General features: G+C 71.3%; 27 protein-coding genes and 3 pseudogenes. 29 read left to right on the forward strand and 1 reads right to left on the reverse strand.

What is annotated here, in order from left to right:
• The first annotated feature begins 437 nt into the window (after window positions 1–437).
• From OG978_RS12525 to OG978_RS12650, 26 genes and pseudogenes are all read left to right on the forward strand, one after another.
• Entirely contained in the window at window positions 438–1,583 is a 1,146-nt protein-coding gene (locus tag OG978_RS12525) for a C40 family peptidase (protein ID WP_326765295.1), read from the forward strand.
• A gap of 82 nt (window positions 1,584–1,665) precedes the next feature.
• Complete coding sequence (locus OG978_RS12530) at window positions 1,666–1,974, forward strand: DUF6112 family protein (RefSeq protein WP_326765296.1); 309 nt, start codon at window positions 1,666–1,668, stop codon at window positions 1,972–1,974.
• Complete coding sequence (locus tag OG978_RS12535) at window positions 1,974–2,654, forward strand: hypothetical protein (protein WP_326765297.1); 681 nt, start codon at window positions 1,974–1,976, stop codon at window positions 2,652–2,654. The genes OG978_RS12530 and OG978_RS12535 overlap by 1 nt, the downstream gene beginning before the upstream one ends.
• A 27-nt stretch (window positions 2,655–2,681) precedes the next feature.
• Window positions 2,682–4,046 carry an SCO6881 family protein gene (locus OG978_RS12540; RefSeq protein WP_326765298.1) on the forward strand — a complete coding sequence of 455 codons (1,365 nt, stop codon included), beginning with the start codon at window positions 2,682–2,684 and terminating at the stop codon, window positions 4,044–4,046.
• Between the two features lie 137 nt (window positions 4,047–4,183).
• On the forward strand, window positions 4,184–5,650 hold the full coding sequence (locus OG978_RS12545; protein ID WP_326765299.1) for an SCO6880 family protein: 1,467 nt from the start codon (window positions 4,184–4,186) through the stop codon (window positions 5,648–5,650).
• 36 nt (window positions 5,651–5,686) lie between these two features.
• Window positions 5,687–6,139, forward strand: coding sequence for a DUF6238 family protein (locus OG978_RS12550; RefSeq protein ID WP_326765300.1), 453 nt, complete (start codon window positions 5,687–5,689; stop codon window positions 6,137–6,139).
• 23 nt (window positions 6,140–6,162) lie between these two features.
• Window positions 6,163–7,668 (forward strand): ATP-binding protein, encoded by a 1,506-nt coding sequence (locus tag OG978_RS12555; RefSeq protein WP_326765301.1) that lies wholly within the window; start codon window positions 6,163–6,165, stop codon window positions 7,666–7,668.
• Between the two features lie 34 nt (window positions 7,669–7,702).
• Window positions 7,703–8,383, forward strand: coding sequence for a hypothetical protein (locus OG978_RS12560; RefSeq protein ID WP_326765302.1), 681 nt, complete (start codon window positions 7,703–7,705; stop codon window positions 8,381–8,383).
• A 133-nt stretch (window positions 8,384–8,516) separates the two neighbouring features.
• Window positions 8,517–9,125 carry a hypothetical protein gene (locus OG978_RS12565; protein WP_326765303.1) on the forward strand — a complete coding sequence of 203 codons (609 nt, stop codon included), beginning with the start codon at window positions 8,517–8,519 and terminating at the stop codon, window positions 9,123–9,125.
• A gap of 96 nt (window positions 9,126–9,221) precedes the next feature.
• A complete protein-coding gene (locus OG978_RS12570; protein WP_326765304.1) occupies window positions 9,222–9,986 on the forward strand; it encodes a hypothetical protein in 765 nt (254 codons plus the stop codon).
• 26 nt (window positions 9,987–10,012) lie between these two features.
• Window positions 10,013–10,510: a hypothetical protein gene (locus OG978_RS12575; RefSeq protein ID WP_326765305.1), complete on the forward strand. Its 498-nt coding sequence runs from the start codon at window positions 10,013–10,015 to the stop codon at window positions 10,508–10,510.
• 172 nt (window positions 10,511–10,682) lie between these two features.
• Window positions 10,683–11,423 (forward strand): hypothetical protein, encoded by a 741-nt coding sequence (locus OG978_RS12580; protein WP_326765306.1) that lies wholly within the window; start codon window positions 10,683–10,685, stop codon window positions 11,421–11,423.
• Window positions 11,424–11,480: 57 nt separating this feature from the next.
• Complete coding sequence (locus tag OG978_RS12585; RefSeq protein WP_326765307.1) at window positions 11,481–11,639, forward strand: hypothetical protein; 159 nt, start codon at window positions 11,481–11,483, stop codon at window positions 11,637–11,639.
• Window positions 11,636–12,175: a hypothetical protein gene (locus OG978_RS12590; RefSeq protein WP_326765308.1), complete on the forward strand. Its 540-nt coding sequence runs from the start codon at window positions 11,636–11,638 to the stop codon at window positions 12,173–12,175. Before OG978_RS12585 ends, OG978_RS12590 begins: the two co-directional genes overlap by 4 nt.
• A 95-nt stretch (window positions 12,176–12,270) precedes the next feature.
• A pseudogene (locus tag OG978_RS12595) lies at window positions 12,271–14,056 on the forward strand (type IV secretory system conjugative DNA transfer family protein).
• Entirely contained in the window at window positions 14,053–14,283 is a 231-nt protein-coding gene (locus OG978_RS12600) for a hypothetical protein (protein ID WP_326765309.1), read from the forward strand. The pseudogene OG978_RS12595 and the gene OG978_RS12600 overlap by 4 nt, the downstream one beginning before the upstream one ends.
• On the forward strand, window positions 14,280–15,452 hold the full coding sequence (locus OG978_RS12605; protein WP_326765310.1) for a DnaB-like helicase N-terminal domain-containing protein: 1,173 nt from the start codon (window positions 14,280–14,282) through the stop codon (window positions 15,450–15,452). Before OG978_RS12600 ends, OG978_RS12605 begins: the two co-directional genes overlap by 4 nt.
• Window positions 15,453–15,621: 169 nt before the next feature.
• Window positions 15,622–15,723 (forward strand): annotated as a pseudogene (locus OG978_RS12610) (DNA cytosine methyltransferase); the annotation flags it as partial.
• Window positions 15,724–15,772: 49 nt separating this feature from the next.
• A pseudogene (locus OG978_RS12615) lies at window positions 15,773–16,138 on the forward strand (DNA cytosine methyltransferase); the annotation flags it as partial.
• 701 nt (window positions 16,139–16,839) lie between these two features.
• Window positions 16,840–17,451 carry a DUF4913 domain-containing protein gene (locus tag OG978_RS12620; RefSeq protein ID WP_326765311.1) on the forward strand — a complete coding sequence of 204 codons (612 nt, stop codon included), beginning with the start codon at window positions 16,840–16,842 and terminating at the stop codon, window positions 17,449–17,451.
• Window positions 17,448–18,245: a glycosyl hydrolase gene (locus tag OG978_RS12625; RefSeq protein WP_326765312.1), complete on the forward strand. Its 798-nt coding sequence runs from the start codon at window positions 17,448–17,450 to the stop codon at window positions 18,243–18,245. The genes OG978_RS12620 and OG978_RS12625 overlap by 4 nt, the downstream gene beginning before the upstream one ends.
• Window positions 18,242–18,718, forward strand: coding sequence for a hypothetical protein (locus OG978_RS12630; protein WP_326765313.1), 477 nt, complete (start codon window positions 18,242–18,244; stop codon window positions 18,716–18,718). Before OG978_RS12625 ends, OG978_RS12630 begins: the two co-directional genes overlap by 4 nt.
• A complete protein-coding gene (locus OG978_RS12635) occupies window positions 18,715–19,371 on the forward strand; it encodes a hypothetical protein (RefSeq protein ID WP_326765314.1) in 657 nt (218 codons plus the stop codon). The genes OG978_RS12630 and OG978_RS12635 overlap by 4 nt, the downstream gene beginning before the upstream one ends.
• Entirely contained in the window at window positions 19,368–20,201 is an 834-nt protein-coding gene (locus OG978_RS12640) for a large ATP-binding protein (RefSeq protein ID WP_326765315.1), read from the forward strand. Before OG978_RS12635 ends, OG978_RS12640 begins: the two co-directional genes overlap by 4 nt.
• A gap of 24 nt (window positions 20,202–20,225) precedes the next feature.
• Entirely contained in the window at window positions 20,226–21,068 is an 843-nt protein-coding gene (locus OG978_RS12645; RefSeq protein WP_326765316.1) for a winged helix-turn-helix transcriptional regulator, read from the forward strand.
• Between the two features lie 116 nt (window positions 21,069–21,184).
• On the forward strand, window positions 21,185–22,132 hold the full coding sequence (locus OG978_RS12650; protein ID WP_326765317.1) for a DUF317 domain-containing protein: 948 nt from the start codon (window positions 21,185–21,187) through the stop codon (window positions 22,130–22,132).
• A gap of 125 nt (window positions 22,133–22,257) precedes the next feature.
• Here OG978_RS12650 and OG978_RS12655 read toward each other — a convergent pair whose 3' ends face one another.
• Window positions 22,258–22,524, reverse strand: a complete 267-nt coding sequence (locus OG978_RS12655; protein WP_326765318.1) for a hypothetical protein — start codon at window positions 22,522–22,524, stop codon at window positions 22,258–22,260.
• 218 nt (window positions 22,525–22,742) lie between these two features.
• Between OG978_RS12655 and OG978_RS12660 the strand changes: the two genes are divergently transcribed.
• From OG978_RS12660 to OG978_RS12670, 3 genes are all read left to right on the forward strand, one after another.
• Complete coding sequence (locus tag OG978_RS12660; RefSeq protein ID WP_326765319.1) at window positions 22,743–23,090, forward strand: DUF317 domain-containing protein; 348 nt, start codon at window positions 22,743–22,745, stop codon at window positions 23,088–23,090.
• A 278-nt stretch (window positions 23,091–23,368) separates the two neighbouring features.
• A complete protein-coding gene (locus tag OG978_RS48270) occupies window positions 23,369–23,722 on the forward strand; it encodes a hypothetical protein (protein ID WP_442817677.1) in 354 nt (117 codons plus the stop codon).
• Between the two features lie 92 nt (window positions 23,723–23,814).
• Window positions 23,815–24,144, forward strand: a complete 330-nt coding sequence (locus OG978_RS12670) for an esterase (RefSeq protein WP_326765320.1) — start codon at window positions 23,815–23,817, stop codon at window positions 24,142–24,144.
• The last annotated feature ends 42 nt before the right edge of the window (window positions 24,145–24,186 follow it).

A 24,186-nucleotide genomic window follows, 5' to 3' on the forward strand; every position in this document is an offset into this window, starting at 1 on the left:
TCTGGAGAGTCGTTTGGTGCGGCCGGAATCCCGGTCTACTGTCTCGCCCTGTCGCCGGGCAGGAGCCTCACTCCACCCCCGCTGACCTGTGCTTATCCGTGCTGTCTCGTCCAACCGGGCAGCGTCGGAGGCGCGTTGCCCATGCATTTCCGAGCGCCGTCCGGAGGCCCCGGTGTACTGCCTGAGATTACGAGCGCGGCTGGCTGCCGCGCGTGACCTGAGACCGGCGTCCGGGAGCTACCAACTCCCCTGCCCCGGGCCCGCCCGAGCGGCGGATGCACATCGGCGCGGTGCCGACGGCTTTGCACGAGAAGTCGGCACCGCGCCTCCTACGAACCCCGAGGAGCCGCTGCGATGCAGCATGCCCTGATACACCCGCGCCCCGGCCCACCGCTTTCACCCGGCCAGCACCGCCTTCTCGGTGAACGGCGGCGGCGATGAAGAAGACCACCGGAGCCCTCGTCAGTCTCTGCGCAACCGGCCCGCTGCTGCTGGCCGTTCCGATCCTCGCCATCGGGGCCGGAACCGCCTCGGCCTCCTGCTCGACCGGCGGCGCACAGACGGTGAATGCCGGGGCCGTCGCCAAGCAGGTGAAGGCCATCCTGCACGGCGGCGACAAGGGCAAGGTCTCCGTGCCGGGCCTGGACGACCCTGTCGAGCAGGTGCCCAACGCCAAGACGATCCAGGCCACCGGCGTCGCGATGAACATCCCGGCCCGCGGGCAGGTCGTGGCCCTGGCAACCGCCCTGCAGGAGAGCGGACTTCGGAATCTGACCTACGGCGACCGCGACAGCTTGGGCCTGTTCCAGCAGCGGCCGTCGCAGGGCTGGGGCACGGCGAACCAGATCCTCGACCCGGTGCACGCCAGCACCAAGTTCTACGAGGGGCTCAAGAAGGTCTCCGGCTGGCAGTCCCTGTCCATCACCCAGGCCGCCCAGGCGGTGCAGCGGTCCGGCTTCCCCGAGGCATACGCCAAGTGGGAGCCGCTGGCCACCGCCCTGCAAAGGGCCATCGAGCCCCTGCTGCTGAAGGATGGCAACCCGTCGCCGAATCCTTCGCCGTCCGGCTCGGCCGACGCCAGTAGTCCTTCACCCAGCGCCGGGGACGGCTGTTCGGCGGACGGTGACGGGACGGACTTCGGCACCATCCCCGCCGGCGCTCTGCCCGACGAGTACAAGATCCCCGCCAACGCGTCACCGAAGGTGCAGACGGCGATCCGCTGGGCGCTCGGACAGCTCGGCACGCCGTATCAGTGGGGCGGGACCTGCACGAACGCCCACGGGAAGGACGCGATGGGCCGGTGCGACTGCTCCTCCCTGGTGGAGCAGGCGTACAAGGCAGCCGGGGTGTCCCTGACGCGGACCACGTACACGCAGGTCAAGGACGGCAAAGCCGTGTCCGTCGACGCCCTTCGGCCGGGTGACCTCCTGTTCACGGAGGGGACGGCCGCCGTGCCCGAGCACGTCGGGATGGTCATCGGGCAGGGCCTGATCGTCCACGCCCCGCACACCGGCGACGTGGTCCGCATCGCGACCCTCGCCTCCTGGAAACCGCGGATTCTCGCAGCTCGCCGAGTCGTCTGACCGGCGCCTCCCCTTCCTCTCTCTTCGCACTGCCGTTTCGCCCGTGCGGGCTTCGGCGTGCCATAAATCGAACTGGAGTTCCATGTTTCTCGCCGAGCAGGTCATACAGCTCGCCTACGATCCCGGGATCAAGCCGAACGAGGGCGGCCTGCCGGGTCTGTCCGTCCTCAAGCAGGTGATGGGTTCCATCAACCTCTTCGGCCTCGTCGCCGTGGTCGGCGCCCTCGCCGTGAGCGCGGGCGTGTGGGCCTGGGGCCACCACTCCGGCGGCCACCAGGCGGAGGCAAACGGGAAGAAGGGCGTGCTGGTCAGCGCCGGCGCGGCCCTTCTGCTGGGCGCGGCGAACGGTGTGGTGGCGTTCTTCAGCACGCTCGGGACGCAGGTCCGCTGATGGCTCAGCACTCCCCTCATCCCAGCGGCGCATCGCGCGTGCGCCGCCGGGCGCTGCTCGGCACCGTCGTTCTGGTGGTGCTCGTCGCCCTCGCCGGCCTGGCCGCCTACCTCACCCGCGACGGCAGGAGCCCCTCGAAAACCCCGGCTCCACCGCCGAGTTCGCCCGTGGCCTCCTCCTCGCCTGCGGCACCGTCCGGCCCACACACCCGGCCCCGTGCTCTTCCTGTCCCGCCGAAGACCCACGATCCGATCAAGTACGGGAAGGCAGCCGCTGCTGCGCTGTGGTCCTACGACACACGGGCCTACTCCCAGCGTGAGTTGCTGGACGCCCTGCACGGGTGGCTGACGCGCGAGAGCAAGTACGCCGACAAGGCTTCGGTCGAAGCTCTCGTCCCTTCACCCGTCCTGTGGAAGGAGATGGCGGCCAACGGGCAGTTCGCCTCCGCCACGGCGAACGAGGGGCACTTCCCCGAGTCATTCAGCCGGGCCCTGCAGGAGGATCCCGGGGCGATCACGCAGACGTACGTCTATGCCGTCACGGTCTCCGGCAAGCAGTCGATCGCGTGGAACGGCTCGTCCGCGGGAGGTGCGGAGAGCCGTGTCACCACCCTCGCGGTCCAGTGCCGTCCCTCTCAGCCCTGCGCCCTGGCCGGCGTTCTGCCGGCTGTCGCCCCCTGACCCCTTCCGCAGAAAGGAGGTACTGCCATGGGAGTTTGCGACTTCCCCCTGATGGACAAGGTCTGCGGCACCGTTGATTTCGTCAGCAACCCGTCCGGAGCCGTGACCGACGGCATCGGCGCATGGCTCGCGAAGTCAGCGGGTGAGCTGGCGGCGACCGCTACGGATCTCGCTTCCGATGCTGTCAATATGACCACTGCCATCGACCTCGACGCCAAGTGGTTCCGGGACAACTACGAGCTGCTGCTTCCCATCGGGCTCGCCCTGACCGTGGGGGCCTTCTGCATTCAGCTGATGACCGCGGCGTGGAGGCGGGACGAACGCGCCCTCGCCCAGGCCGCGATCGGCACCATGATCGGTGTCCTCTTCAGCTTCTGTGCCATCGCTTTCACGTCCGTCGCCATCACAGTCGTCGACGCGTTGTCGGACGGCTTGTTCCAGGCAGCGAACAGTTCCGTGGATGATGCGGTCCGCCGCATCGTCAAGGTCAACATGCTCGGTGCGCTGTACCCGATGGGCTGGGCCGTCCCAGTCCTGATCGCTGTCGGCTGCGCGGTGGGCGCCTTCCTCTACTGGGGGGTCATGGTCGCCCGCAAGGTCGGCATCCTCATTCTCGTCACGCTCGCCGTCTTCGCCGGAGCCGGCGGAGGCTGGGAGGTCGCGAAGAAGTGGCGGCGCGGCTGGATCGAGGCCACCGCCACCCTGATCGTCTCCAAACTGCTGATGACCGTCGTCTTCCTGATCGGTGTCTCCGCTCTCGGCAAGACGGAGACCACCGACGGCATGACCGCACTCTCCGACGCGATGGCCGGGATCGTTGTGATGGTCCTGGTGCTGCTCTGCCCCTACGCGACCTACAAGTTCGTCCACTGGGCCAGCGACGGCGGCGGCCACGACGACCTGCACCGCACCGGCGTCGCCGGCATGGCGGTCGCGGCCGGAGCGGCGAAGACCGCAGGCTCCCTGGCGATGCAGGCCAGCACGGGAACTCCCGCACCGCAGGGCCCGAACACGGTTCCCGGTGCCGGTGCCGACGGCGTCGCCTCCGGTATCAACCCCTCCGGCGGCACCCTCAGCAAGGAGGGCATCGACGCCGGGCCGCCCAAGCCGCAGACCCGCTTCCGGTACGGCGAGGACCCGAACGCCACCGGCGACAAGGGCCAGGCCCTGATCCAGCGGCCCGGGATCCCACCGCTCATCACGCGCCCCGGCGAAGGCGAAGCGGAGGAGTCCGAGGTCACCGTCCAGGACGGCTCCGGCCATCTGGCGGGCACGTCGACACCGGGCAGCAGGCCAGCCCCCGTACCGCCTGTCGCACCCGGACCCTCGGCCGCCGGTTCTCCGACGCCGACGACCTGGGTGTTCCCCACCCAGCCGCCCAGGGGTTCCTGACCCACCACACCCCAGGGGGCGGGCCGTATCGCACGGCCCGCCCCCGCCTCACCCGACCAGCAGGAAGGTTCCGCCATGACATCCAGAAGATCACCGCGCGCCCCGTCCCCCGCCCGTTCTCACCGTCTGGAACCACCTTGTCCGGCAAGCACCAGGCCCCCTCGGCCACCGTGAAGTTCCCCCACCGCAGCAGGCGGGGCATCCTGCTCGGCCTGACCGCCCCGCAGCTGACCGTCACCGGCCTCACCGGCCTTCTCCTTCTCGCCGTGGTCCTGACCCGCGGCGTGGTCGGCGCTCTCCAGCTCATCCCGCTGTGGGCCGTCATCGCCCTCCTCGTCTTCGTCCGCCACCGCAGCCGTGCCCTGGCCGACTGGGCCCCGATCGCCACCCGGTACGTTCTGCGCCGGATGCGAGGCCAGCTCGTCTGGCTCACCCGCCCCTCCCGCCGACCGACCCGCGAAGGACTCCTCCACCTGCCCGGTACCGCCGCGAGCCTGCGCGTGGTCACCGCGCCGGACGGCCGCTACAGTGCGGTCAACGACCCTCACAGCGGCACGCTGACCGCCGTCGTCAAGGTGTCCTCCCGCGCCTACGCGCTGCTCGACCCGGGGACCCAGCAGGCCAACGTCGGCGGCTGGGGACGCGCGCTGGCCGCTCTCGCCCGTACCGGGCAGGTCGCCCGCATCCAGGTGATCGAGCGAACGGTCCCGGACTCCGGCGACGCCCTGCGCCGTTACTGGGAAGAGCACGGGCAGCCGCACGCCACCACGGCGGGTCCGATCTACAGCGAGCTGATCCAGAGCGCGGGCCCGGCCGCCGCACCGCACGAGGCGTACGTCGCGGTGTCGCTGGACACCAAGGCAGCGCGGCGCCTGATCAATCAGACTGGCGGTGGGCTGACCGGCGCCTTCAGCGTCCTGGCGCAGCTTACGTCCACCTTCGATCAGGCCGCGCGGACCGCCGGGCTCAATCCGACCGGCTGGCTCACCGCCCGGGAGATCGCGGCCGTCGTGCGCACCGCGTACGACCCCAAGGCCCTTGCGCCGCTGGACCGTTGGTCGGCAGACGGGCGTCCCGAGGCCGATCCGGCCGCCGCCGGGCCCGTCGTGGTTGTCGAGAAGGCGGATCACATCGTGACCGACTCGGCCGTCCACGCCACGTACTGGGTGGAGAACTGGCCGCGGACCGAGACGTCGGCCGGGTTCCTGCATCAGCTCCTGTTCACCGGCGGGGTCCGGCGCACGTTGTCGCTCTCCTATGAGCCGAAGGGCCTGGACGCCGCGCTGCGCGATGTCCAGCGCAAGAAGGCCAGCGTGATCGCCGATGCCGCCGAGCGGGCCCGGCGCGGCCAGGTCGACTCCGAGGCCGACTCGGTCGAGTACCAGGACATCAAGTCGCGCGAACGTCAGCTCATCGCGGGCCATGCCGATGTCGCGCTGACCGGGCTGCTGACCGTCTCGGCCGACTCCGAGGACGAACTCCGAACCGCGTGCGCGGTCGTGGAGACCGCTGCCGTCGGTGCCCAGCTCGACGTTCGGCCACTGACCTGGCAGCAGGCCGAGGCATTCACCGCCGCCGCCCTGCCGCTCGCGCGCGCCGCCTGACGCCGGCCTTTCCTCACCTTCCGAAAGAGCACCCTCATGTCCCGCACCGCCAGCCCGACCGCGCAGGACTTCGTGCCCTTCGCCACCGCCGCGCTCGACTTCCACCGCGCGCTCAACATCCCCGGCGGCCCTCTCGTCACCACCCGCGCCGAGCTCGACGCCCTGCACGCCCACCTCGTCGCGGTGCACGGATTGCTCGATGCCCACGCCGTCCGCACCGGTCAGATCGTTCCGGCCGAGGGCGACCCGCTCCGTGCCGCCCGCACCCGCATCTGGCAGGCCGCCGAGCACCTCCACTCCGCGTACCACGCGGCGCCCCGGCCGGACTCGGGCGAGGTGCCCGAGCGTGAGGCGTGCCGGGCGGGCCTGCCCGAGGGGGCTCCGGAGCTGACCATCTGCCAGCGCCACCAGCGCACCGCGCACCTGGTGCGCCGACGCACCACACCGGCCGACCTGCACACGCCGTTCACCGGCCTCGTCCGCCGCTGACCTCCCCGTCTGGAGCTACGACCATGTCCCGCCCCCGCGCCAGCGCCTCCCCTCTCTACGTGCCCCACAAGGCGTCGCGTGCCGAACAGAGGGCCGCCCGAGCCGGTTTCGCCGAGGCCCGCCGTCAGGCCCGGCTCGCCGAAACGCACCCAAAGCACCACGCCGAGAAGACCCGCGACCCGGAACTCCAGCCGACCTACCCGGTGGCCGGTCGTCCCGGCCCGGCCTCGGCCCGCGGCGGCAAGCTCAACCTGCCCGCCCACCGGATGACCACCGCCACGGCCAGCGGGGCCTACCCGTTCGTGGCCGAGGGCGGCCTGGGGGCCGAGGGCGTCTTCATCGGCCGTGACGTCCACGCCGAAGCCGCTTTCTGTTTCGATCCTTTCTCTCTGTACAACAGCGGCCGGATCGAGGGCTTCACGAACCCGAACGTGGTCCTCGCCGGGATCATCGGCATGGGCAAGTCGGCGCTGGCGAAGTCCATCGCGACCCGGTCGATCGCCCACGGCTACCGCATCTACATTCCCTGCGACCCGAAGGGCGAGTGGACCGGCGTCGCGCAGGCCCTCGGCGGCTACAGCATCGCGCTCGGCCCCGGCCTCCCGGGCCGGTTGAACCCGCTGGACGCCCCGGCCCGGCCCGCCTCGGTCAGCGAGGACGACTGGGCGACCGAGGTACGGAAGCGACGCCTTCTGCTGCTGGCTGGCCTGGCGCGCACCGTACTGAAGCGCGATCTGCTGCCGATGGAGCACACCGCCCTGGACCTCGCCCTCGACCTGGTCGTCGCCGAGGCCGCCGCCCGGGACACGGTGCCGCTACTCGGCGAGATCGCGCACGCCCTCGGCTCTCCCAAACGCCTCGACCAGGCCCTCGGCCACCAGAGCGGGCAGCTGGGCTCCGCTGCCCAGGACCTCGCGCACGCCCTGCGCCGTTTGGTCCACGGCGACCTCAGCGGCATGTTCGACGCTCCCTCGACGGTGGCGTTCGACCCGACCGCGCCGATGCTGTCCATCGACCTCTCCCGCCTCGGCGGCGCCGGAGACGACACCGCGCTGGTCCTTGCCATGACCTGCGCGAGCGCGTGGATGGAGTCCGCCCTCGCCGACCCCGACGGCGGACGGCGCTGGGTGATCTACGACGAGGCGTGGCGCCTGATGAGGCACGTCGGTCTGCTGGAGCGAATGCAGAGCCAGTGGAAGCTGAGCCGTGGGCTCGGCATCGCGAACTTGATGGTGATCCACCGGCTGTCGGACCTGCTCTCGGCGGGCGATGCCGGCTCGCGCGGCCGGGTGCTGGCCGAAGGCCTCCTGGCCGACTGCTCCACCCGCATCATCTACCGCCAGGAACCCGACCAGCTCGCCGCCGCCGCGTCGTTGCTCGGCCTGACCGGCGTCGAGACCCAGGCGGTGTCCGCCCTGACCAAGGGCCGGGGCCTGTGGAAGGTCGCGGGCCGCTCCTTCATCACGCAGCACATCCTGCACCCGGCGGAACGCGAGCTGTTCGACACCGACGCCCGCATGGCGACATAACCCCCAACGACCGGCGCAGGAACAAGGATCGATCATGTCTACATCTCCCAAGAGCCCGCTCACGACGGCCACCGATCCCCTGGCGTGGCGGCGGCACCTCCCGGCCCTGGCCTCGGCCGCCGCCGGCATCAGGCGGGCGTCCGACGCCTGGGACGCCATCTCGGACTCCTTCTGCGATCCGGACGGCTGGCCCATCGACGAGAAGGGCTACGCAGACGGCAAGGTGAAACGCGACGCCGAGGCGTGGAAGCACACCGAGGTATTCCTTGACCACGGCCCCGAGGTGCTGGTCGGCGTCCGCGCCGCCGCCGACGGTACCGACTACGTCGAGGGGCCGGTCAGCGACGACCTTCGCCGTCTGCGCGGGATCGACACCACGCTGGAACGAGCAGGCCAGATCCGCCACGAATGGGACCACATCTTGGCGCTCATGGACGCCTCGCAACCGGGCTCGCGAGAGCTCTACCAGGAGAGCGCGGAGGAGCAGCGCAACTCCGAGGGCTGGCACTACGCAGACGAGCTGTCCTACCAGGGCCCTGCGCTCGTCCGGGCCGCCGAGTACCTGGCCGACCGGACGGACCTCGAACGGCCCGCGCACACCGACCGGGCACGAGTAGCCCTCGCCCGGTCCGCTCCCAGCGCCCGCGCCTCCCTGCCCGCTTCGCCTCCTGTCGCCCCGGCGCCAAATCCGCAGGCCCCCGGCCGTGCCCGCTGACGCTCCTAGCACCGAGTTACGGCAGCGCCAAACCGGCCGTTCTCCGGACCCTCGTGGCCCACCGCACCTCTTCCAGCGCCACGCTCCTGCGGCTCATGCCGTGGGCGCGTGGCGTCCGGCAACGGAGAAACCCATGCACCCCGACAACGTCCTCACCACCTTCGCGCGGATCAGTGCGCCGTCTTCCCGGCCTGCGGCTTCCGAACAGGCCCACCGGTACGCCGCCCTCATCACTGCCCTCCGGCAGCGCGGCCTGGAGTGCACCGTCGAGTACGGCCTCAGCGACTACATCGTCCACGCCGAGCTACCGGACGGCAGCTCGCTGATCATCTCGCCGCCGCAGGAGCCGTCGTCCGAGCACCCCGAGTCGCCCGAGAGCTGGACGGTGACCCGTCACCGGTCCGCCGAGCCCGCGGTGTACGAAGTGGTCTACGACTCCGAGCCCGACGGCCCCGATGCCCGGCACGGCGGCAGCGTCCCGGACCTGCTCACCGCCGTCGACGCGCACCTGGACCGGCTTGGCGTGCCGCCACGCCCGGAACAGGAACGATCCGTCGAGGAGCGCGCCGCCGACGCGGCGCCGCACCGCGCGGGCTTCGTCCCTGACCCGTCACGGGTGAGCGCCGCTCTCTCTCCTTCGCCGTCGGCCGGACAGCACGCGGTCCCGGCCGGCCCGCCGACGGCGTCGTCCGCGCACACCGCGCTGCCGCCCGCGCGCCCTTCGTCCGCCCTCGGGCGCTGACCCCCGCCGTCTTGGAGTTCTTCGTGTACCGCATCGGCAGAAGCGATCCGTCCCGCGACTACCACTGCGACCGAGCCCACCCCGGATGGATCCGCCATGCCCAGCCACTACGACGTACTGCCCGATCTCGCCTTCGGCCACCACCCCGTCCACGGCATCGTTGCCGCGAACCCGAAGAACCTCGCCGCGAGCGCGTGGATGCTGAAGCGGTTCGACTTCCACCCCGTTCCCGGCCAGCCGACGCTGTACTCGCTGGCCGACCAGGAACGTGACGGGCAGGGCCGTACGGCCCGAGCCGTCGAACTGCTGCGCAAGTCCGGCTACCGGGTGGACGTCGACGCCGCGCTCGATCCCTCGCCGGTCCGCGATGCGGCGCCCGTCCGCGACCGGGTTCCGCTCGGCGAGCCCGATGTCGCGTTCGCCGAGCATCCACGCCTCGGCATCGTCGCGGCCGTCGACAACCGCGTCTCCGGGCTCACCGCACTCGCGCTGGCGGAGCACGGCTGGCGGCACAACCCGGGCCTGGACATCTACACGTTGCCCGCCACCACGGGGCGGGACGCGGCGCTGGGGAAGGTCGCCGACGCCACGCTGACGCTGCACCAATCCGGTGTCCAGGTCGCGGTGCAGCCCCGCCTCGCTCAGGACGTAGCAGTACGCCCGCGCCCTGCTCCCCTACCGGCCGCGTCCCGTGAACGCGGCCAGGGCGCCCCGCGTGCGTCTCCGATCAGCGCCGCCGCGCTCGCTGCCAGCCCCGCCCGCGCCGGTTTCCCGGGCAAGGCGCCGGTCCCCGCGCCCGCCGACCCGGCTGCGGCGTCCCGTCCGGTCGACCCGCGCATCGCGTTCTCCCGCACTCGCTGATCCAACTTCCTTAAGGAGATTGCCTCATGGCCGTGAAGACCATCTGGTCGATCAACCACACCTGCGGTCACCAGGCCGACCGTGATCTGTCCGACCGGGCGGCCGACCGCCGGGCGGGCTTCGCCGAGTGGCTCGCCAAGCAGGAGTGCACCGACTGCTGGCGTGCCTCCAAGGATGGTGACGAGCAGGACAAGGCCGCCTGGCTCAAGGCCAAGCGCGCCGAGGAGCAGGCCGAGTCCGAAGCCTGGTCCGAGCAGTACCGGATGCCCCCTCTGGAGGGGACTGAGCGGGCCGTCGCCTGGGGTGTGCGCTGTCGCCACCAGGTCCTGGCCGCCGCCCACACCGCTCTGGTCCTCGAAGGCGCAACCAGCGCGACCGAGTGGGAGGGGATCGAGGACACCGCTCGTACCGTCACCCGTGCCGGGTGGTGGATCGACCAGCGCTCCTCCGAGCCGGACGACCTCGCCGAGCTGCTCCAGGCCGCCACCGAGGCCGACCGGCCGACCGAGAACCCCTACTTCTGACCGCCCGGGTGCCCCGCTGCGGCGGGGCACCCGTCTCCTTCCGCGCCGGGGCCTCTACCAGCGATCCCCGGCCGGGCCAAACCCCGAATCCGGCGGATTCTCTCCCTGCCAGCCCGAGTACGGCGCCGCGCCGCCGAACTGGGAAATCTGCCCCCATACTCAGGAGGCCCATGTGCCTGCCCCCTCGATCATCATCACGTCCGAGTTCAGCGGCAGCGTCGTCGCCAAGGGCGCCACCGACGACCTGTCCGCCCAGCTCCTCAAGCACGCCGGCTTCAAGCAGATCGACGACTGGCACGGTCGGCGCCATCGCCTGCCCAGCACCATGCCGATCGTCGACCAGGTCGCCATCTCCACCCACGCGGCCGAGATGCTCCGCGCCGCCCGCTACGACGTCACTCTGCCGCCCTCCCTGGACACGGCCCGAATGAGCCCCCCGGTGCCTGTCCTCGGGCCCCATCCCGCCGGAGCGGAACTCCTTCAGATCACCGACCGGATCAAGGCAGCCGAGGACGGGGCCGACCTTCAGCGGGCGGTCGACCACCTCCTTCACCCTAAACACGGCGCCCTGGAGCGCCTCCGAGAAGCACTGGAGGCTGCAGGCCAGCAGATCTACGACCTCGACGACGAGGCGTACAAACTCGCCGACCGGTTCGACTTCGCCGCAGAGTTCGTCAGCTCGGCACAGGCCGAACTCATCAGCTCTGAAGCCGAGTTGCGCCGCGTCGGCACCGCCTCCGAGTCCCGCACCGAGGAACCAACGCGGTCCTCGGCGGTACCCAACCATCGGGGCGCCGCGCTGGCCACGTCGCCCGCAGCGGCCAAGGCCAAGGTCTCCTCGGCGCCCGGCTTCGAAACGGCGCCATCCAACGCGACCGTGCACCCGTCGCGTGTCTCGGGCCCCCGGCGGTGACCCAGGCCGTCTTCGCCCTTTTCCCGGCCGCCTGGGACAACCTCTGAGGAGGGCTGCGTGCCTGAGTACTACTCCAGCATCGGCGAGGCCGTCGGTGCCGCGATGCAGCACAACATCCGGCTCGCCCACCGCGGTGTGGCGCCCGGCTCCGACGAGCCGCTGCAGGTCCGGCACCTGCCCAGTGCTTCCGACGCCCGTACTCCGTCCTCGGGATGATCGCCTGTCTCGCCGAGGACGCATCGCCCGCCGAAGTCGCGGAAATTCTGGAGGGGGTCAACGGTGCGCTGGTCGGCGCGCTGCCTCAGCTGACCGAACTCGTCGCCGCTGCGGCTGACTGGACCCGTGTCCGCCTGTCATTCGACGACCCGCACCACAACCCCGCCTTCGAGACCTGGACACGGCTGGCCGCCGCCCTCGGGATGCTTCAGGACGTCCGGGAACAGTTGGAGGTCGCCGAGGACGGGTTCGCCGCATGTCCTGCCGAACGGACCGATCCCCGGTTGCACGAGATGGTCAACGTTCTGCGGACCCGGGAACTGCTCGACGACGTCCTCGGCGCGGGCCCGGTCGCCGCAGCGCCTTCCGCCCCAGATCCGGGCTTCGTCGGCGAGGTCGTCGATCCCGAAAGCCGGCGTCTGGCCGCCGCCCGCCAGGTCTCGCCGGTCACGACCACCGCCGGCATTGCCACCAGCACCGCATCGCCCGCCGCGCCGTCACCTCCTGCCGCCCGCCCCGTCACCCGCCTCCGCTGAACCTTTCTCTTCGATCCTCAAGGAGTGAGCCCGTGAACTGCACGAGAGCCGAGCGTGCCCCGCCCCCCGCCCGCTCGCACCGCCAAGGAACCACCTTGCCCTCCCCGCGCACCAGCGCGCCCTCGACCACCACCAGGTCGGACGCGCTCCTCTTCTTCCTGATCGGCGCCGTCGGAGCCGCCCTCGCCTTCGCCTCCCTCGCCTGGCTGACCGGCAACCTCACCAACTCCCTGGTCGGCAGCGGTCCGTGGACCCCGCTCCGCGCCGACGCCCTGCTGCACCCCGAGGTGCTGTGGCCGGCCCTGAGCAGCACCGCGCTGCTGGTCGGCACCCGCATCATCCCCGGCCTGCTCACCCTGACCCTGCTCACCACCGGCCTGGTGTTGTGGATGCGCTGGCGCTCCGGTGCGAAGTCCGGCCTGGCCCGCAAAAGCGACGTGGCGTCGCTGCTGGACAAGGAGATCACCACCAAGGCGAAGAGCCTGCGGCCGTCCCTGAGCGGCCGGGAGGGTAAAAGAGGTCGCTCCCTCCGACCGCGGCATCCTGCTCGGCACCCTCGACCCCGGGCGTGCCGATGTCCGCGCGTCCTGGGAGGACGTGATCGTCGCGATCATGGCCCCACGTTCCGGCAAAACGTCCGGTCTGGCGATCCCCGCGATCCTCTCGGCGCCCGGCCCGGTCCTGCTGACCAGTAACAAGGCCGCGAACGACGCGTTCACCGCCACCGTGGACGCCCGCGCCGGCGTCGGCACGGTCTGGACCCTCGATCCCCAGCAGATCGCTCACCATCCGCGCGAGATGTGGTGGGACATCCTGGCCGACGCCCGCGATCTGGCCGGCGCGAAGCGGCTCGCCGGGCACTTCGTGGCCGCGAGCGTGGACGAGTCCAGCGGCTCCGACTTCTGGTCGACCGCTGCGTCCAACACGCTCGGCGCCCTGTTCCTGGCCGCCGCCAGCCACCGGCGGCCAGTCACCGACGTCCTGGCCTGGCTCGCGATGCCGGCCGACCGGACCCCGGTGGACCTGCTCACCGACGCGGGCCATCACGCGGTCGCCGCCCAGCTCCAGGGCACCGTCTCCGGCGCGACCGAGACCCGCGACGGCATCTACGAGACCGCGAGGCAGTACGCGAGTTGCCTGCTCGACCCGGACGTCGCCGCGTGGGTCACGCCGAACGAGGACCTCCCCGAGTTCAAGCCCTTCGCGTTCGCCACTTCCCGCGACACGCTGTACCTGCTCAGCAAGGACGGCGGCGGCAGCGCGAGCGCGATCATCGCGGCGGCGGCCGACGCCGTGATGCGCGCGGCCGTCGTCGTCGCGGAGCGCTCCGGCGGACGGCTCGACCCGCCCGCCCTGTGCGTCCTCGACGAGGCCGCCAACGTATGCAAAATCTCCGACCTCCCCGACCTGTACAGCCATTTGGGCAGCCGGGGCGTCATCCCGATGACGATCTTGCAGTCCTACCGGCAGGGGCAGCGGTGCTGGGGCGAGGCCGGGATGGACGCCCTGTGGTCCGCAGCCACCGTCAAGATCATCGGGTCGGGTATCGATGACGCCGACTTCGCCGACCGTCTCAGCAGGCAGGTCGGTGACCACGACGTCCAGACCACCTCGGTGTCGACCAGCGAAGGCGGCAAGTCCACCTCGGTGAGCATGCGCACCGAGCGGATCCTGCCGCCCGACGCGATCCGTGCTCTGCCCAAGGGCAAGGCGCTGCTGCTGGCCACCGGCATCCGGGTCGCCATGCTCAACCTGAAGCCCTGGTACAAGGAGCCCGCTGCCAAGGTCGTCGGGCCCGCCTCCGCCCGTGCCACGAAGGCCATCACCGAGCGGGCCCTCGCGAAGAACATCGGCCACGACGACTTCGGGCTGTCGGCATGAGTGCGCCCACGTCGCGTCCCCGGCCCCTGGCCCACGCGCCGGTCGTTCTGCGCGACGGCCAGTGGTGGCTGGTCGGCAGGGCCGGCTCGATTCCCGCTTCTGATTCCGCCTTCACTACCGTCCTGGACGACTTCGCCCAGGCTATGGCCGCTGCCGACCGGGCAGTCGCCTGCCTCGTCATCCGGCAGAGCGGGTCCTCCGCACCTGATCCGGGAGACCGTCGATGAACCCGCTGCTGCGCGCCGAGCAGGCGGTCCTCGGCGCGGTGCTGATCGACCCGGGCCAGCTCACACGCCTGGACTGGCTCGCGCCGGATCACTTCTACCGGCCCGTCCACCAGGCGCTGTTCGGCGCGCTCCGCACGCTCCGAGACGACGGCCACTCCGCGCTCTCGGACGACGGTCCGGTACCGCTGTCGTGGGTGAACAACGCGGTCGACGAGGCCGGCCTCCACGTCCGGGGGCTGACCACGTCGTACGCCCACACCCTGATCTCGGCCTGCCCTCGCTTCGAACACGCTCCGGTGTACGGCCGCATGGTCCTGGAGGGGGCGATCCACCGCACCATCGCCCAGCACGCGATCCGCCTTCACCAGGCGGCTCGGGCCGACGCCGTCCAGGGCGAGGTCGAGGGAGCGCTGCGCACAGCGGACGTCCTGACAGGAGTGCTCACCGATCTCGCGCGCCGCTGGGGAACCGATCCACGCCCGGTCGCGCCCACCACTGCACCCGCCGCCGTGACCACCGTCTCGCCGCCGGTCCAGTCCGACCAGGTCGCCGAGGACGAGCGGTTCCTCCTTGCCGTCCTCACCGAGCAGCCGAGGGCCATGGATGAAGTGGTGGACTGGCTGCGGCCGGTCGACTTCGCCGACCCGGCCCACGGGCAGGTCTACCGGTGCCTGGGCGCGCTGCATCATCGGGGCGAGCCCATCGACCGGATCACCCTGCTCTGGGAGGCCCAGCGGCGCGGTCTCCTGGCCGACGGCACCCTGTCGGGCGAGCAACTGATCGCCATCGGCGACGGCATGCTCCCCGGCAGCGCCGAATGGTTCGGGCACCGGGTGATGCGCTCCTCCCTCACCCGCACCGCAGCCGCCTCCGCACGCGCCGTCCGGGCCCTGGCCGAGGACGAGGCCCTGGGACCCGGCCGGCTGATCAACCACGCCCTGCACGCCCTCGGCCCGCTCGACGAGGTGCGTGCCCGCTGGGCGACCGCGAAGGGCAGTCCGGCTCCGAAGCCGACGGCCTCCGCTCCATCGGCGGGCGGACCGCCTCCGGCCCGGGTGCAGGCCGCTCGCGCCCGCAGCGCTCCTCGGCCGACTCCGTCGCCTCCGGTCCAGCCCAGTCCCGTGCCCGCAGCGGCCCCTTCCCGGCCGCCCTCGCGCGCCCGCCCCTGACACCGTTTACCGCCCAGCCCATCTCCCCGTACCTTCCTTGGACTTCGCCTTGATCGACTCCCTTTCCTCCGACGCTCTGGCCCTGCGCAGCGGCGACCTGCGCGCCGCCTCCGCGGGTCCTCCGCTGATCGGGTCGCTCTGCTCCGGGTACGGCGGCCTCGACCTGGGCGTGCAGTCCGCCCTCGGCGGCACCCTGGCCTGGCACGCGGAGGTCGATCCGAACGCCTCGCGCATCCTGGCCCGCCACTGGCCGGGCGTCCCCAACCTGGGCGACATCACTGCCGTCGACTGGTCCCCCGTCCCCCGGGTGTGCGTCCTGACTGCGGGCTTCCCCTGTCAAAGACGTCTCGGTCGCCGGCCGCCGGGCCGGACTCAACGCCCAGACCCGCTCCGGGCTCTGGCTGCACGTCGCCCGTGCGGTCGAGGCCCTCCGACCCTGCCTGGTTGTGATCGAGAATGTGCGCGGCCTCCTCACCTCCCCCGCCGGTTCCCCTGGCGACGTGGAACCCTGCCCGTGGTGTCTGGGAGACACCCCAGGTCAGCCTCCTTTGCGGGCACTCGGTGCCGTACTCGGATCCCTGGCCGACCTCCGGTACGACGCGAAGTGGATCGTGCTTCGTGCCTCCGACGTCGGGGCCCCGCACCGCCGCGAGCGGACCTTCCTCGCCGCCTGGCCCGCCGGAGACCCTGCTCAAGACGCCGACCAGCAACATCGGCAAGAACGGCGGCTCCCAGCACCCCGCGAAGCGGAAGAGCGGCGGGCACGGTCCGAATCTGGCCGACGAGGTCGAGTGGCTGCTGCCAACCCCGAAGGCATCGGACGGGATCAAAGGCTCGCCCAACCAGCGGCACGGCAATGGCGACATGACCCTGCCCAGCGCAGCGGCGTCGCTGCTGCCCACACTCAGGACCAGCGACACGGGCGCACCGGGCCGTCGCCCCGGGAAGGGGTGGCGTCCTCACGTGTCGGCGGTAGTCCTGCCGCTCTGGACGCAGGAGTCGCCGGAGGCCGAGGACCGGACCGGCGGTGGGGAGCGTACGCAGCCGCTATCACCCGATGGGAGATGCTCACCCGTCCCGCGCCGGACCCCACGGACGCGGGCGGGCGGCTCCGGGCCGACTTCGTCGAGTGGATGCAGGGCCTGGACTCCGGCTGGGTCACCGCCACCCCGGGGCTCGGACGGCCGGCGCAGCTCACCGCGCTCGGCAACGGCGTCGTACCCCAACAGGCGGCGCGCGCCGTCAGTTGCTGGCACCGCCCTTCCCGCGCTGCTCGCATTGCGCGGGCGGGTAGCGCTCTACTACCGGGTTTTCCCGGCCCGGCCAAACCGCGGTTTCTCCGGATCCTCTCGGGCATGTCGCCGTCTCACAGATGGAGCACGCCCCCATGCCCGACACCAGCCCGACCTCCCCCGCCCCCGAGCCGTTCCGCGTCCCGGAGGGGAACCTCGACGACCTCGCCAGCACCCTCGCCAAGACCATGGCCGAGGTCAGGCAGCACGGCGTCATCCTCGACCGCCTCGGCTCCGAACCCGAACCCACGCCCGATCCGACTGACCACCAGCAGGAAGACGGCGCTTCGGCAGCCGAGGCGGCCGATACCAAGCAGGCCGACGGCCCCGCCTCGGTGTTCATCGTCGCCCTGGGCGGCAAGGCGTACGCCGCCGAACTCACCGCCCTCAGCAACTGGGTGCACCACCTCTTTCTCCCGGTCTACGGCCGGGAGATCAGTACCAACCGCCCGTGGTGTGCGCAGTGGCACGAGCACCCCGAGGCCGTCGCCCGGCTCCACGCTCTCTGGCTCGCGTGGCAGCAGTTCACCGACACGGAGGCCGGTCTGTCCGGTCCCTCGACGTGGCACCGCGACCACCTGGACCAGGCGCTGGTACACCTGCGCGCCCCCGACGGGCCCTTCGCGGCGTGCACGACAAGCGCAACCCGGCCCAACCACCGCTTGCTGGCCGCCCCGGCGCCCGAGCAGTCGCAGGTGGCGGCGTGAACGACGACCTCGACTTCGCCTTCGATTTTGACCTCGACAAGCTCGCGCCCGCGGATGCCTCCTCCGAGGAGGAGGAGCCGGACGGGCTCTGGCCCGGTGACCTGAAGGTCCTGCCCCAGCACCATTCCGCTCCCAACCGCTCGCACAGCTTCGTCCTCGCCCACGACCAGTCGGCCACGTGGGGGATACCCAGCACGCCGCAACTCGTCGCAATCGTGGTCGCGCGGGATCTCAGCCTTTCCACGTTCACTCTGGAGACGAGCCACCACGCCACGGCATCCTTCGCCCAGAACTGGCTCGTCGAACGCGGCTGCCCGCCCGAGCAAATCGGCGTGGCCGGCAGCGACTACCCCAAACCTGACGACGACCTCACTCTCCAGGTGGAACAGCAGATCCGGGAGTCCGGCACTCGCTACGAAGTCCTCGACACCCACACCTCGGACCATGACCCGAGCGAGACCTGGGTGCTGACCCGCGACTCCAGTGCGAGTCAGGCACCGATTCGCGTCTTCCACGAAGAGTGGAACCATGACGCCGGCACATACACGATGCGTGAGGGCGCCTTCGCCGACATGGGTGCCGCAGACTCCTGGCTAAACGACCGCAGCGGCCCGCTGCCGGAACCGCCGGAGTACAGCAGCCGCAACGGCGCCGTCCTGCGTGCCCGCATCGCCCGTACCGCCCTCGCCCGGTCGGCCGCCGCGTCCACGACGCCGAAGTCCGGCCTCGACGCCACCCGCACGCCGCCGACGGCGGGGGCGGTCCAGCGTCCGGGGCAGGAGAGGCTGCTGTGAGCCGCGCCCGCTTCGCGTTCGCCGCGCACCCCGACGCCATCGCCGACCTGCGTGAACTTCCCGACGAGGTCCGGGACTTGGCGCTGCTGGAACTGCAGAACCTGGTCCACGGAAGTGACGACTGCCTGCCGTTGAAGGGCCGCCTCGCCGGCTTCCACAAGGTCTACGTCGACCCTTCCGTCGCCTACCGGATGGTCATCCAGTTCCGCCCCGCCCCACCGACCTCGACCCACAAACACGAGGTCTATCTCGTCGCCGCCGGAAGCCGGAAGGACTACGCGGTCTACCGCTCGGCCCACCTGCGCACCGGCCCCCAGCAGGACACCAAGACGGCCTCCGCCACCGAGGCCCGCGTACGCGCCGCCCGGTCCCGCTCCTCCCTCACCACCGGTCGCCCGACGGCCTCCCCCACAGCTCCACCCACAGCGGCCCACTCCACGGGTGCCGCTTCCCGAAAGGCCCCCCAGCGATGACCGCCGACCGCACTCCACTGTCCCGTACCGACCTGGCTGGCCTCCTCACCGAGGCCGCGCAGAGCGTCTCCGCCATCCTCACCGCCGAATACCCGACGGCCCCCAGCCGCTCCTACCTGCACCCCGTCCTGGGCATGCTCGCAGCCGGACCCCGGGTGGTCGGCGAACTGAACGACCGCCTCGAAGAGTTCGTGGCCGCCGAGCCGCGACCCACCACCCCGGCGGGCCTATTCACCCTGGCCTCCTACGCCGCCACCCTGGGCTGGCTCACCGAGTCCCTCGCCGAGCTGACCACCGCAGTCGACCGGATCTGCACCCGCGCAGGCATCCCCACCGAGCCCCGCGATCCGGCCGTCACCACGCCCGACGACAACGAGTTCGACTTCTCGTTCAACGCGCTGGAGCTCGCGGCGATCCGTACCGCGGCCGAGGCCGCCGGCCTCGCGCCGGACGACTACGTCGCGGTCCTCGCCGAGTCACTGCTCGCCGCCTCCCGGGTCACCGACGCCTGCATCGAGATCTCCAGCAGCCTGCTCGAAGACGCCGTGTATGTCCTCGACGAGGCCACCGACCACATCTCGGCCGGCGACGGCCCCGGCAGTCTGCCCACCCTGGTCCGCTCCCTCCTCGCCCGGATGGAGGCGGCGGAGTGAACCCCCACAACGCGAACCGGTACCCCGGTACACGCCTCGTCGCCGAGAAGCTCGGCGTCTCACAACCCAGCACGCTCCGCGTCACGTACCGCCCTGGCGAGCCGCAGTACGACGCTGCGACACAGGTGATCAAGGCCGCGTACGAGCTTGACGAGCTGCACGGCCGAGTGCAGCGCGCGGCCCAGGCCACGCGCGACGCACTCACCCCCGTCGCGCAAGGCAAGTTCGACGCATCGCGCTCGCCCATCTCGCTCTTCTCGCTTCGGGCCGAACTCCGGCACGTCGACCACCTCGTCTCGAAGCAGAACGAGACGTACGAACGTCTTTACGAATCTATCTCCGCGTACCGCCGTCTTGTGCCTGCGGCAAACGTGATTCGCCATTCGAATACGGCAGCCCACGAGCTGCACCAGGAACAGAATTCCGGTCGGGACGACGACTGGGCTGTCGCGGGTGATCGCAGGCTCAGGGCACTCGAAGCCGTCGAGGCCGGCGGCGTCCGGTTCCGCCTCACGGGGATCGGCGACGACCCCTACGTGGTGTGGGAGAAGGCCCAGCGGCAGGACCCGGCGATCTGGCCCCGGACCGTGCAACGGCTGGTCGCCGACGGGCTGCTGCACCACGACACCAGCGAGAGCCTCTACCGGCCCGGACAACTTCTCTCGCTCACGCCGCAGGGTGAAGCCTCCCTTCTCGCAGCGCGTGCGGCAACGCCACGGGTGTCTGCCGCGCTCGACCGCAGCCGCACCTCCACACCCCACGGCCCCCTCGCCGACTCGGCCGTCCGGCCCGTTACCGCGTCGGTCGGCAAGCCCTCGCGTTCCCGCTGACTCCTTCCGAAGAAAGGGCATTTCATGTCCGCCCCCGTACAGCCTCCCGTCTTCTCCATCGGCTCGGTCGATGCTCAGCGTGTCGAGGGCGCGCTGTCTCTGCTGGAGCCGAGGTGGACCACCTGGACGGCGATGATTCTGGCCCAGGGGAACCGCCCCATGCGCGTTTACGACGTCGCCGCCCAACTCCCCTTCATCAGCGAGCAATTCGTCGGCAAGAGGCTGGCCACGATGCGCACCGCCGGGCTGGTCACCCGGGAGGATGCCCGTCGCGGGGCTCCGTACCGGCTCAGCATGCTTGGCGAGTCCCTGCATCCCGTGCATCGCACCGTGTCGGACTGGTCCCACGCCTATCTGCCGCTGGGCCGGATGCCCGAAGCCGAACGCGTCGAGGACGCCCTGAGCCGTCTGCATCTTCGGCATTCGACCGCCGTGATCCAGGTCCTCGACGAAGGCGGTCCGATGCGGCTCGGCCACATCGCCGAGAGGGCCGACCTCGGCAACCAGTTCGCTCGGGTGCGGCTCGTCCGGCTCCAAGCCGACGGACTGGTTACCCGCACGGGGCCGCGCCACGGCGACCCTTACATACTGACCGACGCCGGTCAGGCGCTGGGAGCCGTGTACGCGAGCGTCGAGCACTGGAGCAACCCTCTCACCGAGCGGCGGACCTCGCCTGCGCCGCGCCCCATCCCGGCTGCCACACGCACCCACACCGGTGTCCCGCTGGAGGTGGACGGCGCCCGTACGGCTGCAGCTCTTCGCCGCAGCGCTGTCGCGCCGACTTCGCTGTTCAGCCATGCTCCGCAGCCGCAACCGCGAGTGCCGGCGGCCGTGACCGCCCAGTCGGCCCCGGGCCGGTCCCGGTGACCCGCGTGGGGAGAACCAGAGCCGCCCCTCCGCCACGGCGTCCGCGTGCGCACCAGCCGCTCGCCCGACTGCGCACGCGGGCGCGTTCCCCACCCACACGCCCCGGAGCCTCGATCATGCCCACCCCTGATGACGCGCACCTCTACGAGGAGGTGCTGGTCAGCCCCATGTACCTGGCCGGCTCCAACGGGACCGGAGACGCCGGTTTCGCCCCCGTCGCTCACTGGCCGCACCACTACCTCGACGAGGGCCCCTGCCAGCTCGTCGTCACCTCGCCCGACCAGCGGATTCGAATCGGCTGGTTCGGCGACGACTTCGAACTGTGGAAGATCACCGCAGCCACGGATGCGGTTGCCACGCCCCGCTGGACGGCCACCTTCAACCACGTCACCCCGGCCGAGATCGTCGCCGGCCTCACCACTGCGCTGGCCCACGACTACGCCGAGGCCGACGCGTACGACGGCAACGGCTGCTTCCTGGCCAACCCGTCGTATCGCTGGGCCGACGCCGTCCGACCACTGACCGATGCTGGCTGGACGCTCGACGGCGGCGCCCAGCGTGACACCGTCGAGATCGTCGCCCCCGACGGACAGGCGGGCGTCCTGATCGACAACCGCCTCTCCGGCTGGGACGACGAGACCGTCACACTCTGGGCCGGTCCACCAGGCTGGAGCACACGGGCGGAGGCGGTGTTCACCGAACGCACCCCGTCCCACCTGATCGCCGCGACCGCGGCCGTGATGGCGGATTCGGCCCCGGTGATCCGTGAACGGCACCAGATCGACCGGCGGATGGAGCACCTGGTCACGCTGTCCCCGGTCGCCCCAGCCGCCGAGACCTCCGAGACCTTGGGCTCCCGCGCTCCGACTCCGCTCGACGTGCGCCGTACGGCGGTCACCCAGGCCGTCCACCGCGCCACGCGCGCCCCGCGCACCGCAGCCGACCTCCGGGTGATGGCAGCCCAGAGCCGCACCACGGACGCGGTACACGGCCGGCCGAGCACCTTCGCTCCCGCCTCAGCCACACCGCCGATCAGCGCGTCGGCTCCGCGACGCAGCCGCTGATCCCCAGGCCGCCGTCGCCCGCTCCGGGCACATACCGCACACCGCGGGCCAAGTGCCCGCCCCGCCGACTCCTTCGGCCGGGGCCGGACCGTCAGCGCCTGCCTCGGCGCCACGACGCTGAGCAGTCAGTCCAGACCTCCGTCATGGTGGGCATCCTCGATGTGGGTGCCCACCACGCGGGCCAGCTCCTCCACCGTCAACTCGACCCGGAGTTTTTCCGCCGCACGGTGCTCCACGCCCCTCTCCCCGTCCGGCCACCTGCTCGGCTGTGCTCCGACGCCCCACTGACCGTCGGCGACCATCGCAATGTCGCCCACCGTCCACGGCCGACCGGCAGCGCGGATCTTGCGCTCCAGCCCGGCTCCGTCCCAGTGTCTGCTCGCCTCGACCATCCCTGCTCCCCCTTCGCTGCTGCGCGGCCTGTCGCCGCGACCCACGTACGACAACCGCGTTCTCCGATCCATTCCCGCGCCACCGACCACCTGCTGGCGGCCTCCAGTTCGCCCACGGCAGACGGCCCTCCCCTGGAAACGACTACGTACTTCGGCGTGCCGCATGCCAACGTACGGGTGTTGGGAAAACCGCAGGTCAACGAAGGGATCGTCGAACCGTGACCACCTCTGCCACCCTCCTGCCCGCCGTCGTGCGCCCCGCCGTGGAAGCCCCCCACTGGCTCTCCTCCGACCACTGCGCGGGTCCGGTGCTCGGCCTCCTGAGCGCCCTCGGCTGGGCGATCGTCGACACCCCGGAGGCCAACGTCCACGCGACCAGCCCGGACGGCCGCGTCTACGTCGGCTGGCTCCCCGAAGACCCGGCCGCCTGGAAGCGGAACATCGTCTGGCACGTCCGGGTGCAGCCCGCCGACAGCGACGCATGGGTCCAGGAGTTCGGCCTCGACACCCCCGCCGAAGCCGTTGCCGGATTCCTCGCCGCCCTCGTCGCCCACTCCTCGCGCTGACCGCCGAACCACCGGGGCAGGCCGAGGCCGACCGGCTCTGTTCCCTCATCCACTTCGCGAGGAGCGCCCGCTCCTCACGCTGTCCGACAAGAAGGTCCTCCCAGTGCGCATGCTCCTGGCCACCCGGCCCAGCTATCGCCGCAAGTGCTCGTACGCCCGGCGCGCTGCACCTGCTACTACCTGCCCGATCAGTACGGCCGCCGTGCCAAGACCATCCGTCGCCGCGCCGCACGCCGAGCCGAAACACGCCAGTGGCAGCGCGACCTCGCTGACTGAGCATGGTGCTCCGGACACCCGGCGACGCGGACGCTGGCGAGGGGCAGAAGGTCCTTCGCGACCTGCTCCGCCTCCTCAACGCCTTCCGCCTCGCCACCGCCAGCCCGTCCCCCTGTCTTCCCCTGCTGCACTTGGAGGTTCTCTTGCCCCAGTACCTGACCGTCGGTCACCTGCTCCGTCAGCTCCAGGAGCTGGACCCCGGCCTGCCGGTCCGCCTCGCCGTCAACCCCGACTTCCCCTTCGCGCACTACGTGGGGGCGGACATCGTCGTCCGGGACGGCGTGGCGTTCATCGCCGACGACGGCCAGGAGGACTACCTCTCCATGGGCGCGCGCGTCGCCCTCGCCTGGGCCTGACCCGCTCCCTCAACGCCACGGAGGATTCCATCTCGTCGCCGCAATCCCGCCCTTCGTCCGTCCTTCCGCTGACCGGCCTGGCCGTACGTCCCATGCCGGACGGCGTGCGAGGCGCGCTGGTCCGGCGCGTCTCCGCCCGGCCCGACGGCCCACTCGACGTCACATGGCTCACCGCCGGAACTCCCAGACTTCCCCTCGGCCGCATCCTCCTCCACTGGGAACCCGCCCCACATGCGGGCTGGGACGTCACCGCCCGCCTGGGCCTGGCCACCGCCGAGGTGCACCTCGCCTCCTGGCCCGCAGCCCCGGACGACTGGCCGCGCCTGGTCCGTCCGACCGTCCACGAGGTGATCGGCCTGTGCGCCGCTCTCGCGTTCGCGACCGACGCCCTCAACCTCTCTAATCGCCTCGCCGAGGTCTGACCGAGAGCCGCAGAAGGCCGCCCCGCGCCGATCAGGCAGGGG

Origin of the sequence: Streptomyces sp. NBC_01591, assembly GCF_035918155.1 — a bacterium.
GTDB lineage: Bacteria > Actinomycetota > Actinomycetes > Streptomycetales > Streptomycetaceae > Streptomyces.